We start from the raw sequence: 15,052 nt of genomic DNA, 5'->3' as shown, positions 1-15,052 counted from the left end.
AACCACGCCCCTGAGCGCTGCATCCGAAGCCACGCCTGCGAGCGCCGCGCCCGTAGGCACAGCGGTCCCCTTCACCTCCCGTACCGTCTTCGCCGCCGCGCACGTTGTCGCCGATCCGGACGCCGACACCACCCCCGACGGTCCCGCCGTGCTGGACTGGGACGCCACGCTCGCCTTCCGGCGCCACCTGTGGGCGCACGGCCTGGGCGTCGCCGAGGCCATGGACACCGCGCAGCGCGGCATGGGACTGGACTGGGCGACCGCCGCCGAGCTGATCCGGCGGTCGGCCGCCGAGGCCAGGGCGGTGGGCGGCCGGATCGCCTGCGGAGTGGGCACCGACCAGCTCCCGCCCGGGAAGGCGGGGCTCTCGGACGTGCGCGCCGCCTACGAGGAGCAGCTCGCCCTCGTGGAGGAGTCCGGCGGGCAGCCGATCCTGATGGCGTCGCGGCAGCTGGCGGCGGTCGCGGCCGGTCCCGATGCGTACGCGGAGCTGTACGGGCACCTGCTTCGGCAGAGCAGCGAGCCGGTCATCCTGCACTGGCTCGGCCCGATGTTCGACCCGGCGCTGGAGGGCTACTGGGGCAGCGACGGTCTCGACGCGGCCACCGAGACGTTCCTGCAGATCATCGCCGAGCACCCGGACAAGGTCGACGGCGTGAAGGTCTCACTGCTCGACGCGGACCGGGAGGTGGCGCTGCGCCGCCGGCTGCCGAACGGCGTGCGCTGCTACACGGGCGACGACTTCCACTACCCCGAACTGATCGCCGGTGACCAACGCGGTTTCAGCCACGCCCTGCTGGGCGTCTTCGATCCGCTCGCGCCGCTGGCCGCCGAGGCCGTGCGCCTGCTGGACACCGGGGACACCGCCGCGTTCCACAAGGTCCTGGACCCCACCGTGGAGCTGGCCCAGCACCTCTTCGAAGCGCCGACCCGCTATTACAAGACCGGCGTCGTCTTCCTGGCCTGGCTCTCGGGCCACCAGGCGCACTTCACGATGGCCGGCGGCCTGCAGTCGGCCCGCTCGCTGCGGCATCTGCGCCGCGCGTACGAACTGGCGGGCGGGCTCGGCCTGTTCCCGGATCCTGAGCTGGCCCGGCACCGGATGGCGAAGCTGACCGCCGTACTCGGAGGAGACGCATGACCGGCCGCGGCACGAACGGCGACCTCGCGCGCCTCAGCCTCAACCAGGAGACGGTCAAGCAGTGGTCGCTGCCCGAGTTGGCGGACGGCTGCGCGGCGGCCGGGCTGCGCCACGTGGGCCTGTGGCGCGAGCCGGTACAGAAGTACGGCGTCGACGCGGCCGCCAAGCTCATGCGGGAGGCGGGGCTGACCGTCACCAGCCTGTGCCGGGGCGGCTTCTTCACCGCCACCGATCCTCAGGCGCGCGCCGCCGCGCTGGACGACAACCGGGCGGCGCTCGACGAGGCCGCGACCCTCGGTACGGACACGCTCGTCCTGGTGTCCGGCGGCCTGCCGCCCGGTAGCCGGGACCTGCACGGCGCGCGGGAGCGGGTGGCCGAGGCGCTGGCCGAGCTGGGGTCCTACGCCGCCGAGCGGGGCGTACGGCTGGCGATCGAGCCGCTGCATCCGATGTACGCGTCGGACCGCTGCGTCGTCTCCACGCTCGCCCAGGCGCTGGACCTCGCCGAGCGGTTCCCCGTGGAGCAGGTGGGGGTGGTCGTGGACACGTACCACCTGTGGTGGGACGACACGGTCGGGGAGGGGATCGAGCGGGCGGGGCGCGGCGGGCGCCTCGCGGCGTTCCAGCTCGCCGACTGGGTGACCCCGCTGCCCGAAGGGGTGCTGCTCGGTCGCGGACAGCTCGGGGACGGGGCGGTGGACCTGCGGTGGTTCCGCGAACGGACCGAGGCGGCGGGGCACGACGGGCCCATCGAGGTCGAGATCTTCAACCCGGGCCTGTGGGAGCGGGACGGGGCCGAGGTACTGGCCGAGGTGATCGCCCGTTACCGGGAGCACGTGCTGCGCGCAGAGTGAGGCGGGCGCGCGCAAGAGAGCTCGGGGGCCCGGCTGAACGCGCCGTGCGCGCCGTGCGTACGGGCGCGGGCCGCGAGACGAACTGCGCCGAAAGAGGGGCGGAACCGCGCAACCGTTCCGGCCACTTGGAGGTCGTACTGGACAGTCGGTGCCTGAGGGGGGAATCCGGGGGGATGGTCAGGCGGCGATGAAGAGGGGGGACCACGGGGGAACCGAGGGGCCCGGCAGCACGCCGGGCCCCTCGAAACGTCCGGCCGCCGGAGAGCCCACAGGCCCGCAGCCGGGCATCCCACAGGCCCGCAACGGACAATCCACAGGCCCCGCCGCCGGGTTGTCCACAGGCCCCCGGCGATGTCCGATCCCGGCGGTACCTTCGGTTCCATGCAGCGAACGCGCGGGGGAGGCCCGAACAACCCACCCGGCCAGGCCGTCGTCGAAGGCGTCCTGGAGCGGATCACCTACGCCAACGAGGACAACGGCTACACCGTCGCGCGCGTCGACACCGGCCGCGGCGGCAATGACCTGCTCACGGTCGTCGGGGCGCTGCTCGGCGCCCAGCCGGGCGAGTCGCTGCGCATGGAGGGCCGCTGGGGCTCTCACCCCCAGTACGGCCGCCAGTTCACCGTCGAGAACTACCGGACGGTGCTGCCCGCCACGGTGCAGGGCATCCGCCGCTATCTCGGCTCCGGCCTGATCAAGGGCATCGGCCCGCGGATCGCCGACCGGATCACCGAGCACTTCGGCACGGACACCCTCGACGTCATCGAGCAGGACCCCAAGCGCCTCATCGAGGTGCCGGGGCTCGGGCCGAAGCGGACGAAGATGATCGGCGCGGCCTGGGAGGAGCAGAAGGCCATCAAGGAGGTCATGGTCTTCCTGCAGGGCGTCGGAGTGTCCACCTCCATCGCGGTGCGGATCTACAAGAAGTACGGCGACGCGTCCATCTCCGTCGTACGGAACCAGCCCTACCGCCTCGCCGCCGACGTCTGGGGCATCGGCTTCCTGACCGCGGACCGCATCGCCCAGTCGGTGGGCATCCCGCACGACAGCCCGGACCGGGTGAAGGCCGGTTTGCAGTACGCGCTGTCCCAGTCCACCGACCAGGGACACTGCTTTCTGCCCGAGGAGCAGCTGATCACCGACTCGGTGAAGCTGCTCCAGGTGGACACGGGGCTGGTCATCGACTGCCTGGCGGAGCTGGCCGAGGACCCGGAGGGCGTCGTACGGGAGACCGTCCCCGCCCCTGAGGGCGGTGAGCCCATAAGGGCCGTGTACCTGGTCCCGTTCCACCGCGCCGAGCTGTCCCTGGCCGGGCGGCTGCGGCGGCTGCTGCGGGCCGGGGAGGACCGGATGCCGGCCTTCCACGACGTGCCCTGGGACAAGGCGCTGGCGTGGCTCGCCGACCGTACGGGAGCGAAGCTGGCGCCCGAGCAGGAGGCGGCGGTGAAGCTGGCGCTGACCGAGAAGGTCGCGGTGCTCACCGGCGGCCCCGGCTGCGGCAAGTCCTTCACGGTCCGCTCGGTGGTGGAGCTGGCGCGCGCCAAGAAGGCGCAGGTGCTGCTGGCGGCGCCGACCGGGCGGGCCGCCAAGCGGCTGGCCGAGCTGACCGGCGCGGAGGCCGCCACGGTGCACCGGCTGCTGGAGCTGAAGCCCGGCGGGGACGCCGCGTACGACCAGGACCGTCCGCTGGACGCCGACCTGGTGGTGGTCGACGAGGCGTCGATGCTGGACCTGCTGCTCGCCAACAAGCTCATCAAGGCCGTGCCGCCGGGCGCGCACCTGCTCCTCGTGGGCGATGTGGACCAGCTGCCCTCCGTGGGGGCGGGGGAGGTGCTGCGCGACCTGCTCGCGGACGGCAGCCCGGTGCCGGCCGTACGGCTGACCCGGATCTTCCGGCAGGCGCAGCATTCGGGAGTGGTGACCAACGCACATCGGATCAACGCCGGCACGCTGCCGATCACGACCGGGATGCCCGACTTCTTCCTCTTCCCGCAGGAGGACACCGAGGAGGCGGGGCGGCTGACGGTCGATGTGGCGGCCCGTCGGATCCCGGCGAAGTTCGGCCTCGACCCGCGGCGGGACGTGCAGGTGCTGGCGCCGATGCACCGCGGCCCGGCCGGCGCCGGCGCGCTGAACGGCCTGCTCCAGCAGGCGGTCACCCCGGCCCGCCCCGACCTCCCCGAGCGCCGCTTCGGCGGCCGGGTTTTCCGCGTCGGCGACAAGGTCACCCAGATCCGGAACAACTACGAGAAGGGCCGCAACGGCGTCTTCAACGGCACGGTGGGGGTGGTCACGAATCTGAACATCGAGGAGCAGCGGCTGACCGTGCTGACCGACGAGGACGAGGAGGTGCCGTACGACTTCGACGAGCTGGACGAGCTGGCGCACGCGTATGCCGTGACGATCCACCGTTCGCAGGGAAGTGAGTATCCGGCAGTGGTGATTCCCGTCACGACAGGAGCGTGGATGATGCTGCAGCGCAATCTTCTCTATACGGCGGTTACCCGGGCGAAGCGATTGGTGGTGCTGGTGGGGTCGCGCAAGGCGCTGGGCCAGGCGGTGCGGACGATATCGGCGGGTCGCAGGCATACCGCGCTGGATCACCGGCTTGGCGGCACGATGTGAGGTGTCACCCCTTTCCCCATTGGGGCGAAGGGGCGCAAGATGGGCAGCTGGGCGGCACTGAGTGCCGTCTTAGGGCCCTATGGCCGACCCCGAGTGCACAGGCAAGGTCCAAATGGGGGAAGGTATAGGCAGTCAGGGCACCTCGAAGAAGAGGCACAACGTCGGTGAGGGATGACGTGAGCGACAACTCTGTAGTACTGCGTTACGGGGACGGCGAATACAGCTACCCGGTCGTCGACAGCAGCGTCGGCGACAAGGGCTTCGACATCTCGAAGCTGCGCGCACAGACCGGTCTGGTGACCCTGGATTCCGGTTACGGCAACACCGCTGCGTATAAATCCGCGGTCACCTATCTCGACGGTGAAGCGGGCATTCTCCGGTACCGCGGCTACCCGATCGAGCAGCTCGCAGAGCGCAGCACGTTCCTTGAGACCGCGTACCTGCTCATCAACGGCGAGCTCCCGACCGTCGACGAGCTGTCCTCCTTCAAGGAGGACATCACCTACCACACGCTGCTCCACGAGGACGTCAAGCGCTTCTACGACGGCTTCCCGCGGGACGCCCACCCGATGGCGATGCTGTCCTCGGTCGTCAGCGCGCTGTCCACGTTCTACCAGGACAGCCACAACCCGTTCGACGAGCAGCAGCGCTACCTCTCCAGCATCCGGCTGCTGGCCAAGCTGCCGACGATCGCGGCGTACGCGTACAAGAAGTCGGTCGGCCACCCGGTCGTCTACCCGCGCAACGACCTCGGCTACGTCGAGAACTTCCTGCGCATGACCTTCTCGGTGCCCGCCGCCGAGTACGACCTGGACCCGGTCGTCACCAGCGCCCTGGACAAGCTGCTGATCCTGCACGCCGACCACGAGCAGAACTGCTCGACCTCGACCGTGCGCCTGGTCGGCTCCTCGCAGGCGAACCTCTTCGCCTCGATCTCGGCCGGCATCAACGCGCTGTGGGGCCCCCTGCACGGCGGTGCGAACCAGTCCGTGCTGGAGATGCTGGAAGGCATCCAGCGCGACGGCGGCGACGTCGACACCTTCATCCGCAAGGTGAAGAACAAGGAAGACGGCGTGAAGCTCATGGGCTTCGGGCACCGCGTCTACAAGAACTTCGACCCCCGGGCGAAGATCATCAAGGCGGCGGCGCACGACGTCCTCTCCGCGCTCGGCAAGTCCGACGAGCTGCTGGACATCGCCCTGAAGCTGGAGGAGCACGCGCTCTCCGACGACTACTTCGTCGAGCGCAAGCTCTACCCGAACGTCGACTTCTACACCGGCCTGATCTACCGGGCCATGGGCTTCCCGTCCGAGATGTTCACCGTGCTCTTCGCGCTCGGCCGGCTGCCCGGCTGGATCGCCCAGTGGCACGAGATGATCAAGGAGCCCGGCTCCCGCATCGGCCGTCCGCGCCAGATCTACACCGGCGTGGTCGAGCGCGACTTCGTGCCGGTCGAGCAGCGCTGACACCAGGCTTGCCGTCCGCCGGCCCGCGATGCGGGCCGGCGGAAAGCGAAAAGCGCCCCTCGCTCCAGATCCCCCCACGGGTCCGGAGCGGGGGGCGCTTCCCTTTCCCGGGTCGGATTCCCCCCACGGGATCCGTCCGGGCGTCCATTGAGGGCACCCTGCTCTACTGCTGCGCGAGCTGCCGGGACGCGCACGTACGGGAGGGCCGCTCAAAGCTCCCCGGGCACGTCGCCCCGGCCACGCATAACCGGACGAAGTCCCCCAAGACCGGTCCGGTTGTCGGTACAAGCCCCGCCGGGGTGCTTGTACTGCACGGTTAGACTCACGACCCCCTCGAATGGTTACGTCCGAACCTCTGTGATCTGGGTCTCTTGCCATATCGGGCGAATACGGTCAAGAGCCCCGATCAGGAGATCGGGGCCCCAGTGTATGGGTACGGTGCGGGTTGTGAGAACTGTGTGAAGGTCCCCAATCAGGTGAAGAACCCCACCCAGTTACTGTGCGAAGAACGGGAACTCCCGGGACCCTGCGCGCTTTCCGGGAGCTCCCTTCCGCGACACGGCCGCCTGCCCCACGAAGTCTCCTGCGTGCTACCCCACGAAGTCTCCTACGTGAAGGACCGCAGCCGCAGGCTGTTCGTCACCACGAAGACCGACGAGAACGCCATCGCCGCCCCCGCGATCATCGGGTCGAGCAGCCCGGCCACCGCGAGCGGGATCGCCGCGACGTTGTAGCCGAACGCCCAGAACAGATTGCCCTTGATCGTTCCGAGGGTGCGCCGGGAGAGCCGGATGGCGTCCGCCGCGACCCGGAGGTCCCCCCGTACGAGGGTGAGGTCGGCGGCCTCGATGGCCGCATCCGTACCGGTACCGATGGCCAGGCCCAGGTCGGCCCTGGCGAGCGCGGCGGCGTCGTTCACGCCGTCCCCTACCATCGCGACCGTCCGGCCCCGCTCCTGCAGCCGCTGTACCACCGCGACCTTGTCCTCCGGCATGACCTCGGCGAAGACCTGGTCGGGGTCGATGCCGACCTCGCGGGCGACGCTCGCCGCGACGGCCTTGTTGTCGCCGGTGAGCAGTACGGGGGTCAGCCCGAGCGACCGCAGCCGCGCGACCGCCTCCGTACTGCCGTCCTTCACGGTGTCGGCGACGGACAGCACGCCGCGCACCCGCCCGTCCCAGGCGACCAGGACGGCCGTACGGCCCGCGGCCTCGGCGTGCTCCCGGGCGGCGGCGAGCTCGGCGGGGAGCGCGGCGCCGTCCTCGGCGACTGAGCTGGCCGGAGTGGCCGCGGCGGACAGCAGGCGTTCGCGGCCCACGACGACCTCGTGGCCGTCCACCGTGCCGCGTACGCCCAGGCCCGCCACGCTCTCGAAGCGTGCGACCGCGGGAAGCTCTCCCACGCGCTCCTGCGCGCCCTCCGCGATCGCCCGGGCCACCGGGTGCTCCGAGGCGTGCTCCAGGGCGCCGGCGAGGCGCAGCAGGGTCTTCTCGTCCGTGTCGGCCGCCGGGACCGCCTCGTACAGGCTCATCCGCCCGGTGGTGACCGTGCCGGTCTTGTCCAGGACGACCGTGTCGACCCGGCGCGTGGACTCCAGTACCTCGGGGCCCTTGATCAGGATGCCGAGCTGGGCGCCCCGGCCCGTACCGACCATCAGCGCGGTCGGCGTGGCCAGCCCCAGCGCGCACGGGCAGGCGATGATCAGGACGGCGACCGCGGCGGTGAACGCGGCGGTGGCGTCGCCGGTCACCAGCAGCCGGACGACGAGCGTGGCGAGGGCGATCACCAGCACCACCGGCACGAAGACGGCCGAGATCCGGTCCGCGAGCCGCTGTGCCTCGGCCTTGCCGCTCTGCGCGTCCTCCACGAGCTGCGCCATCCGCGCGAGCCGGGTGTCCGCCCCGATACGGGTGGCCTCCACGACGAGCCGCCCCGCGGTGTTCACGGTCGCGCCGGTCACCGCGTCGCCGGGTGCCACGTCGACCGGTACGGACTCGCCGGTGAGCATCGAGGCGTCCACGGCCGAGGTGCCGTCCACCACCGTCCCGTCGGTGGCGATCTTCTCGCCGGGCCGTACGACGAACCGGTCGCCGACGGTCAGCCGGTCCACCGGCTCCCGTACCTCCCGGCCGTCCCGCAGGACGGTCACATCCTTGGCGCCCAGGTCCATCAGCGCCCGCAGCGCCGCGCCCGCCTTCCGCTTGGAACGGGCCTCCAGATAGCGCCCGAGCAGCAGGAACGCGGTGACGCCGGCCGCCGCCTCCAGGTAGATCGCGGACGAGCCGTCCCCGTGCCGGGCCGTCAGGTCGAAGCCGTGCCGCATCCCCGGCATCCCGGCGTGCCCGAAGAACAGCGCCCACAGCGACCAGCCGAACGCGGCCAGCGTGCCGAGGGAGACCAGCGTGTCCATCGTGGCGGCGCCGTGCCGCAGGTTCGTCCAGGCCGCCCGGTGGAAGGGGTACGCGCCCCAGACGACGACCGGCGCGGCCAGCGTCAGGCACAGCCACTGCCAGTTGTCGAACTGCAGTACGGGGATCATCGACAGCGCGATCACGGGCGCGGCGAGCACGGCCGAGACGATCAGCCGCTGCCGCAGACCCGCCAGGGCGCTGTCCGGCCCCTCCTGGGTCCCGGCTTCCTTCTCCTCGTGCGCGCCCGGCGCGGGGGCGGCCGGCTCCGGCTCGGGCTGCGGCTCGTGCGCCGTGTACCCGGTCCGCTCCACCGTGGCGATGAGGTCGGCGACCTCGACCCCCGGCGCGTAGGCGACCCGCGCCTTCTCCGTCGCGTAATTGACGGTGGCGGTGACGCCCTCCATGCGGTTGAGCTTCTTCTCCACGCGCGCGGCGCACGAGGCGCAGGTCATGCCGCCGATGGCGAGCTCGACCCGCGCCTGCACGTCAGTGTCCGGCATGGGGGTCAGGCCTGACCCGCGAGCTCGTAGCCGGCCTCGTCGACGGCGGCGCGCACGGCCTCCTCGTCGAGCGGGGCCTGCGAGACGACGGTGACGAGCCCGGTCGCGGCGGTCGCCTCGACCGAGCTGACGCCGGCGATCTCCGTGATCTCCTGCTGCACGGCGCCCTCACAGTGACCGCAGGTCATGCCGGTGACCTTGTAGGTGGTGGTGACGGGCTGGTCGGCCGGTGCGGACATGGGATTCTCCTCGTGCCGGGGTGACGGTTGGTGTGCTGTGTTTCTGTGTTCCACTGTATACCCCTAGGGGGTATGAATGCACGGGCATCCCGCGGGTATCCCGCGCCGCGCCGAAAAATCCCCCCGAACCCTACGGAATTGGCCATGTCGCCGGTATGGGGTCAGCCTGGAAGAGCACGGGGAACGCCGTGCCGAGGGATCGGGGCCGCCGTGAACGCGCTCGCCATGTACGGACTGCTGGCACTGACCACCGCGCCACCCCTGGTGCCCAACGCCGCCCTGCTCGCCTGGGCCGGCGTCCTCGCCGCCCACGGCACCCTCCACCTGGCCCTCGTCCTCCTGACCGTCGCCGGGAGCGCGGTCATGGGTGACCTGGCGCTGCACTTGGCGGCACGAAGATTCGGAGGACCGGCGCGGCGCTGGATGGGCCGCCGCGCGCGGCGCCGGGTGTTCCTTGAGCGTACGAGCCTGTTGATCGACCGGTACGGCGTGCCCTTCGTGGCGGGCGTCCGCTTCCTCCCGGCGGGGCGGGTCGCCGCGGCGCTCGCCACCGGAGTGGTCCGGTACCCCGTGCGGCGTTACCTCCTCGGGTGCGCGATCGCCGAGACCCTCTGGGCCGCGTACTCGGTCGGCATCGGCTACCTCGGCGTCACGGCCACCAGCTCCCTGATCCCCGCCCTCGCCCTGAGCCTCGGCCTCTCCGCGGTGGTCTGCGGCGTGACGGCCCTGGTCCAGCACCTGGTGGTGCGGCGCCTGGCCGCCCGTTCAGCGGAGCAGGTTGAGGGCCGCGGCTGTGGTGAGGGCGAGGGTGAGGCGGGTGAAGAGCGGTTGGTCGAGGCGGTGGACGCAGCGGCGGCCGAGGTGGGCGCCGAGGAGGAGGGCGGGGACGAGGGCCGCGTCCAGCAGGAGGGTGTGCGAGGTGAGCAGACCGAGGCCCGCGCTGAAGGGCAGCTTGAAGGCGTTCACCAGGAAGAAGAACCACGCCGCCGTGCCGAGGAAGCCGAGCATGCCGAGACCTGAGGCGAGCAGGTAGAGGGACATCGCCGGGCCGCCCGCGTTGGCGACCATCGTGGCGAAGCCGGCGACGAGGCCGTAGAAGGGGGTACGGAGGGTGGCGCGGGGGCGGGCGGTTCCGGTGGACGGGGGAAGGGCGGCCGCGTCCGTACGGGGGCGGGTGGGGGCCTGCGCGGGCTTTCGGGGGCGGCGTTGCCACAGGTGGTGGGCCGTGATGGTCAGCAGCAGGGCGCCGATGGTGCGGCGTATGAGGGCGTCGTCGGCGAGGGCGGTGAACGCGACGCCCACGAGGACGCCCGCGGCGACGGAGGGGAAGAGGCGGCGGAGGGTCGGGCGGTCGGCGTGGCGGCGGTAGGTCCGTACGGCGATGACGTCGCCGATCAGGAGGAGGGGCAGCAGGGCGCCGGTGGACTCCTTGGCGGGGAGTACGGCGGCGAACAGGGCCACGCTGACGGCGGCCACGCCGCTGAGGGCGGTCTTGGAGAAGCCCGCCAGCAGCGCGGCCACCGCCAGGGTGAGCAGGGGGAGGAGACCCAGGCCGAGCACGGTGGGATGCGGCTCAGGCGCGTACGTCGGCGATCGCGACCGGCTCGCCGGTGCGGCGGGAACGTTCGCACGCCTCGGCGACGTAGAGCGCTTCGAGGGCGTCGGCGGCCGGGCAGGGGTTCTCCGCGCGGCCCGCCGCGACCTCGGTGAAGGCGGTCAGCTCGGTGACGTACGCGTGGTGGAAGGGCTCCATGAAGGTCGCGTACGGGGTGGCCTGCTGCCAGGAGAGCCGGGCCTCGGCGGTGGGCATCGGGGCGCGGTCGTCCAGGCCGACGAAGCGGGCGCCCTTGGAGCCGCAGACCTCCAGGCGGACGTCGTGGCCCGCGCCGTTGTAGCGGGTGGCGGTGACGGTCGCGAGGGTGTCGTCGTCGAAGCGGAGCAGCGCGGCGCAGGTGTCCACGTCGTCGCCGTCGGCGAAGAAGGAGTCGCCCTTGTTGGCGCCCTGGGCGTAGACGGAGACGACCTCGCGGCCGGTCAGCCAGCGCAGGATGTCGAAGTCGTGGATCGAGCAGTCGCGGAAGAGGCCGCCGGAGGTGGGGATGTACGCGGCGGGCGGCGGCGTCTGGTCGGAGGTGCAGGCGCGGAGGGTGTGCAGCCAGCCCAACTCGCCGGAGCGCAGCGCCTCGCGGGTGGCGTTGTAGCCCGCGTCGAAGCGGCGCTGGAAGCCGATCTGTACGGGGACGGGGCTGTGCGCGGCGCGCTCGACGACGGCGAGGGTGCCGGGGACGTCGAGTGCCACCGGCTTCTCGCAGAAGACCGGGACCCCGTGGTCCAGGGCCTGGTGGAGGAGGGTGGCGTGGGCGCTGGTGGCGGCGGTGATCACCACGCCGTCCAGGCCGCCCGCGTACATGTCCTGGAGGGTGGCGGCGGCCTGGAGGCCGAGCTTGTCCGCCAGTTCGGCGGCGCGGGCGGCGTCCGCGTCGGCGACGACGATCTCGTGCACGCCGGGGACGTTCTTCAGGGTCTCGGCGTGGAACGCGCCGATGCGGCCGGTGCCGATGAGGCCGAGCTTCATTGCTGCCACTCCCTTGTGGTGGGCACGGCCGTCGGTCGGGAGGACGCGGCCGCCGTTTGGAACGCTCCAATCGCTGTCCAGGAACCCTGCATGTCCTTACATAGTGGTGTCAACCCTTGGGAGAGAAGGAGCGTGGTCGCGCGTTGACGGGTTCGTGCGGCGAATGGAAGGATTCCGCGTTATGGAACGGTCCAACGAGTCGGCGGCACGGGCGGAGGGCGCGGACGCCAGGCCCCCGACGATCCGCAGCGTCGCCGAGCGCGCGGGTGTCTCCAAGTCGCTGGTCTCGCTCGTGCTACGGGGTTCGCCGCAGGTCAGCGACGCCAAGCGGGCCGCCGTGCTGGAAGCGGTACGGGAGCTGGACTACCGGCCCAACGCCGCGGCGCGCAGCCTCGTGGCGCGGCGCACGCACACCGTCGGCGTGCTCCTCAACGACATGCGCAACCCCTGGTTCGTCGAGCTGCTGGACGGCCTGAACTCCGTGCTGCACGCGCACGGCCTGCGGATGCTGATGGCCGACGGCCGGCTCAACCGGCACACGGGGGAGGACTTCACCCGTACGTTCGCCGAGCTGAGGGTGGACGGCCTGGTCGCGGTGGGCACGCTGCCGGACACCGGCGCCCTCGCGGAGGCCGCCGGGCGGCTGCCCACCGTCGTCGCCGGGACCCACGACCCGCGGCTGCCCCGGGTGGACACCGTCGCCAACGACGACGAGCGCGGCGCCCGGCTCGCCACCGAGCACCTCATCGGCCTCGGCCACCGCCGAATCGCCCACATCATGGGCCAGGGCAGCGTCGGCGAGCTGCGCCGGCGCGGTTACGAAGCGGCGATGCGCGCGCACGGGCTGGACGACAGGGTGCTGATGGCGCCCAGCGACGCGACCGAGGAGGGCGGTTACCGGGCGGCCGTGCGGCTGCTCGGCGGTACGGGACGCCGCGCGGGTGGTGCGCAACGCCCCACCGCCGTCTTCGCGTTCAACGACATCGCGGCCGTCGGCGTGCTCTCGGCGGCGCAGGAGCTGGGCCTCGACGTGCCCCGCGACCTCTCCCTCATCGGCTGCGACAACACCTATCTCGCACGGATCCGGCACCTGTGGCTGACGACCGTGAACAACGCCAGTCACGAAGTGGGGCGGCGGGCCGCGCGGTGCCTGCTGGACCGGATGGACCACCCGGACCGCCCGGCCGAACGCCAACTCGTGGAGCCGTCATTGGAGGTACGGGGGACGGCAGCGGCCCCCTGGTAAGACCGATCGGCCCCGCACCGGGGCGGTGCGGGGCCGTGGGCGGACGGCGGACGGTGGACCGTGGGCGGCGGGGCTCAGTCCTCGCGCTCGCGACGGCCGCGGTGGCCCGGGCGGCGGGTGACCCATTCCCGCACGGTGTCGGCGAACCAGTACGGCTTGCCGCCCTCCACGAGGTCGGGTGGTGGCAGCAGTCCGTGCTTGCGATAGGAGCGCACGGTGTCCGGCTGGACCCGGATGTGTGCGGCGATCTCCTTGTACGACCAGAGCCTCCGGTCGGTCATGTTCTGCGCACCTCCCTCGGCCGCACGCAGGGCGGCCCGAAGAGAGCCCGCGGGGGAACTGCGTACGGCGTGGCGATCACTCACCCTGTGCCCGGTGCAACGACGTCCTTGAGCGGCGGGGTCAGGATGTTGAGGGCCTGTGACCGAAGACCCGCGTAACGGTGACGACGGTGACGTGCCCCGGACGGCCGTTTCCGTACGGAGAAGGAGTGCACCTTGTACGGAGAAGGAGCGCACCTTGTACGCAGCGGGGCCGGGCGATCGCCTCGCCCGGCCCCGCTCACCCCGCGGTACGCCTGGTCACGCCTGCACCGCGGCTTTGCGCAGCTCGTGTTCGAGGTCCTCCAGGGCCATGCCCTTGGTCTCCGGCGCGTACCGCTTGCAGAAGAGCAGCGACAGGACGCACATGACGCCGAAGAGCCAGAACGTGAGGGCGGCGCCGGCCGCGTCCAGCAGGACCGGGAAGAGCAGCGCCACCGCGAAGTTGACCAGCCACATCACGAACACCGCCGCGCCCATGGCCAGCCCCCGCACCTTCAGGGGGAACATCTCGGCGAGCAGCAGCCACACGCCGGTGTTCAGCGTCGCCTGCATGAAGGCCATGTAGAGCACCATCAGGCCCAGCACCAGGTAGCTGACGCCCGCGGACCGCGGGAGGTGGAAGGACGCGCCGAGCAGGGCCAGGGAGACGGTCATCCCCGTGAGGCCCCAGATCAGCATCGGGCGGCGGCCGACCTTGTCGATCAGTGACATGCCGATCGCCGTGGCGAGCACGGAGATCGCGCCGACCGCGATGGTCGCGGTGATCGCGGCATTCGTGCCCAGCCCCGTGGTCAGCAGGATCTTCGGCGCGAAGTAGATGACCGCGTTGACGCCGGTGATCTGCTGGACGATCGACAGGCCGATGCCGATCAGGAGGAGGCGGCGCACCCAAGGGGTACGCAGCTCCTCCCAGGCGCCGCGCCGGGCGTCCGCCTCCAGGGCGCGGGCCTGCTCGATGCGGGCCAGCTCGTCGTCCACTTCACCGGCCGGCAGGGTGCGCCGCAGGACGGCGCCCGCTTCTTCCGTACGCCCCTTGCTCATGTACCAGCGGGGGGTGTCCGGCAGGAAGAACAGGCCGATGAAGAGGGCGACGGCGGGCAGCGCGGCCAGGCCGAGCATCCAGCGCCACGCCTCCCAGTGCGCGAGCACCGCGTTGATGAGGTACGCCAGCAGCTGTCCGCTGACGATCATCAGGGAGTTGAAGGACACCAGCCGGCCGCGGATGTGCGGCGGGGCGATCTCCGAGAGGTACAGCGGGGTGATGACGGACGCGCTGCCCACGGCGAGGCCGAGGACGAACCGCGCCACCACCATGAAGGCGACCGAGGGCGCGAGCGCGACGGCGACCGCGCCCCCGATGAACACCGCGCCCGCCCACAGCAGGGAGTTGCGGCGGCCGAGCCGGTCCGACATGCGGCCGCCGGCCAGCGAGCCGAACGCCGCGCCGATCAGCAGGGCGCTGGTGATGACGCCTTCCCCGAGGGAGGTGAGGCCGAAGTGCTCCTCCATGAAGGGGAGGGCGCCGGAGACGACTCCGGTGTCGTAGCCGAACAGGGCGCCGCCGATGGCGGCGATGGCAGCGATGCCGACGATGAAGCGCTGGGCCTTCTTGCCGGCCGCGGGCGGGGTCTCCTCGCGCACGGCGGTGCCCGGTCTGGTCGGTGTGGCCATG

General features: G+C 71.7%; 11 protein-coding genes and 1 pseudogene. 6 read left to right on the top strand and 6 right to left on the bottom strand.

Features of this window, described 5'->3' with window-relative positions; translation table 11 throughout:
- Nucleotides 1-10 precede the first annotated feature (10 nt).
- The 4 genes from ACZ4MH_RS06755 to ACZ4MH_RS06740 all read left to right on the top strand — a co-directional run bounded on the left by ACZ4MH_RS06755 (nucleotide 11) and on the right by ACZ4MH_RS06740 (nucleotide 6,086).
- Nucleotides 11-1,141 (top strand): dihydrodipicolinate synthase family protein, encoded by a 1,131-nt coding sequence (locus tag ACZ4MH_RS06755; protein WP_351594476.1) that lies wholly within the window; start codon nucleotides 11-13, stop codon nucleotides 1,139-1,141.
- Nucleotides 1,138-1,995 carry a sugar phosphate isomerase/epimerase family protein gene (locus ACZ4MH_RS06750; RefSeq protein ID WP_351594462.1) on the top strand — a complete coding sequence of 286 codons (858 nt, stop codon included), beginning with the start codon at nucleotides 1,138-1,140 and terminating at the stop codon, nucleotides 1,993-1,995. Before ACZ4MH_RS06755 ends, ACZ4MH_RS06750 begins: the two co-directional genes overlap by 4 nt.
- A gap of 381 nt (nucleotides 1,996-2,376) precedes the next feature.
- Entirely contained in the window at nucleotides 2,377-4,620 is a 2,244-nt protein-coding gene (gene recD2 / locus ACZ4MH_RS06745; RefSeq protein ID WP_351594460.1) for an SF1B family DNA helicase RecD2, read from the top strand.
- A gap of 176 nt (nucleotides 4,621-4,796) precedes the next feature.
- Nucleotides 4,797-6,086 carry a citrate synthase gene (locus ACZ4MH_RS06740; RefSeq protein WP_351594457.1) on the top strand — a complete coding sequence of 430 codons (1,290 nt, stop codon included), beginning with the start codon at nucleotides 4,797-4,799 and terminating at the stop codon, nucleotides 6,084-6,086.
- A 607-nt stretch (nucleotides 6,087-6,693) separates the two neighbouring features.
- Here the strand turns inward: ACZ4MH_RS06740 and ACZ4MH_RS06735 are convergent.
- Both ACZ4MH_RS06735 and ACZ4MH_RS06730 read right to left on the bottom strand, forming a co-directional pair.
- A complete protein-coding gene (locus ACZ4MH_RS06735; protein WP_351594454.1) occupies nucleotides 6,694-8,997 on the bottom strand; it encodes a heavy metal translocating P-type ATPase in 2,304 nt (767 codons plus the stop codon).
- Nucleotides 8,998-9,002: 5 nt separating this feature from the next.
- Nucleotides 9,003-9,236 carry a heavy-metal-associated domain-containing protein gene (locus ACZ4MH_RS06730; protein WP_351594451.1) on the bottom strand — a complete coding sequence of 78 codons (234 nt, stop codon included), beginning with the start codon at nucleotides 9,234-9,236 and terminating at the stop codon, nucleotides 9,003-9,005.
- 72 nt (nucleotides 9,237-9,308) lie between these two features.
- Between ACZ4MH_RS06730 and ACZ4MH_RS06725 the strand changes: the two are divergent.
- Nucleotides 9,309-9,866 (top strand): annotated as a pseudogene (locus ACZ4MH_RS06725) (DedA family protein); the annotation flags it as partial.
- 135 nt (nucleotides 9,867-10,001) lie between these two features.
- Here the strand turns inward: ACZ4MH_RS06725 and ACZ4MH_RS06720 are convergent.
- Entirely contained in the window at nucleotides 10,002-10,796 is a 795-nt protein-coding gene (locus ACZ4MH_RS06720; protein WP_351594448.1) for a sulfite exporter TauE/SafE family protein, read from the bottom strand.
- Between the two features lie 13 nt (nucleotides 10,797-10,809).
- Entirely contained in the window at nucleotides 10,810-11,811 is a 1,002-nt protein-coding gene (locus ACZ4MH_RS06715) for a Gfo/Idh/MocA family protein (RefSeq protein ID WP_351594445.1), read from the bottom strand.
- 181 nt (nucleotides 11,812-11,992) lie between these two features.
- Between ACZ4MH_RS06715 and ACZ4MH_RS06710 the strand changes: the two genes are divergently transcribed.
- On the top strand, nucleotides 11,993-13,057 hold the full coding sequence (locus ACZ4MH_RS06710; protein WP_351594442.1) for a LacI family DNA-binding transcriptional regulator: 1,065 nt from the start codon (nucleotides 11,993-11,995) through the stop codon (nucleotides 13,055-13,057).
- Nucleotides 13,058-13,131: 74 nt separating this feature from the next.
- On the opposite strand, the gene ACZ4MH_RS06705 is transcribed toward ACZ4MH_RS06710, so the two are convergent.
- Entirely contained in the window at nucleotides 13,132-13,338 is a 207-nt protein-coding gene (locus tag ACZ4MH_RS06705) for a helix-turn-helix transcriptional regulator (protein ID WP_351594439.1), read from the bottom strand.
- Between the two features lie 300 nt (nucleotides 13,339-13,638).
- Complete coding sequence (locus tag ACZ4MH_RS06700; protein ID WP_351594436.1) at nucleotides 13,639-15,051, bottom strand: sugar porter family MFS transporter; 1,413 nt, start codon at nucleotides 15,049-15,051, stop codon at nucleotides 13,639-13,641.
- Nucleotide 15,052 lies beyond the last annotated feature (1 nt).

The sequence above is a fragment of the Streptomyces sp. NPDC026301 genome, from assembly GCF_055567935.1.
Note: the sequence above shows the minus strand (reverse complement) of the source record. Positions and strands in the feature narration are given on the sequence as shown.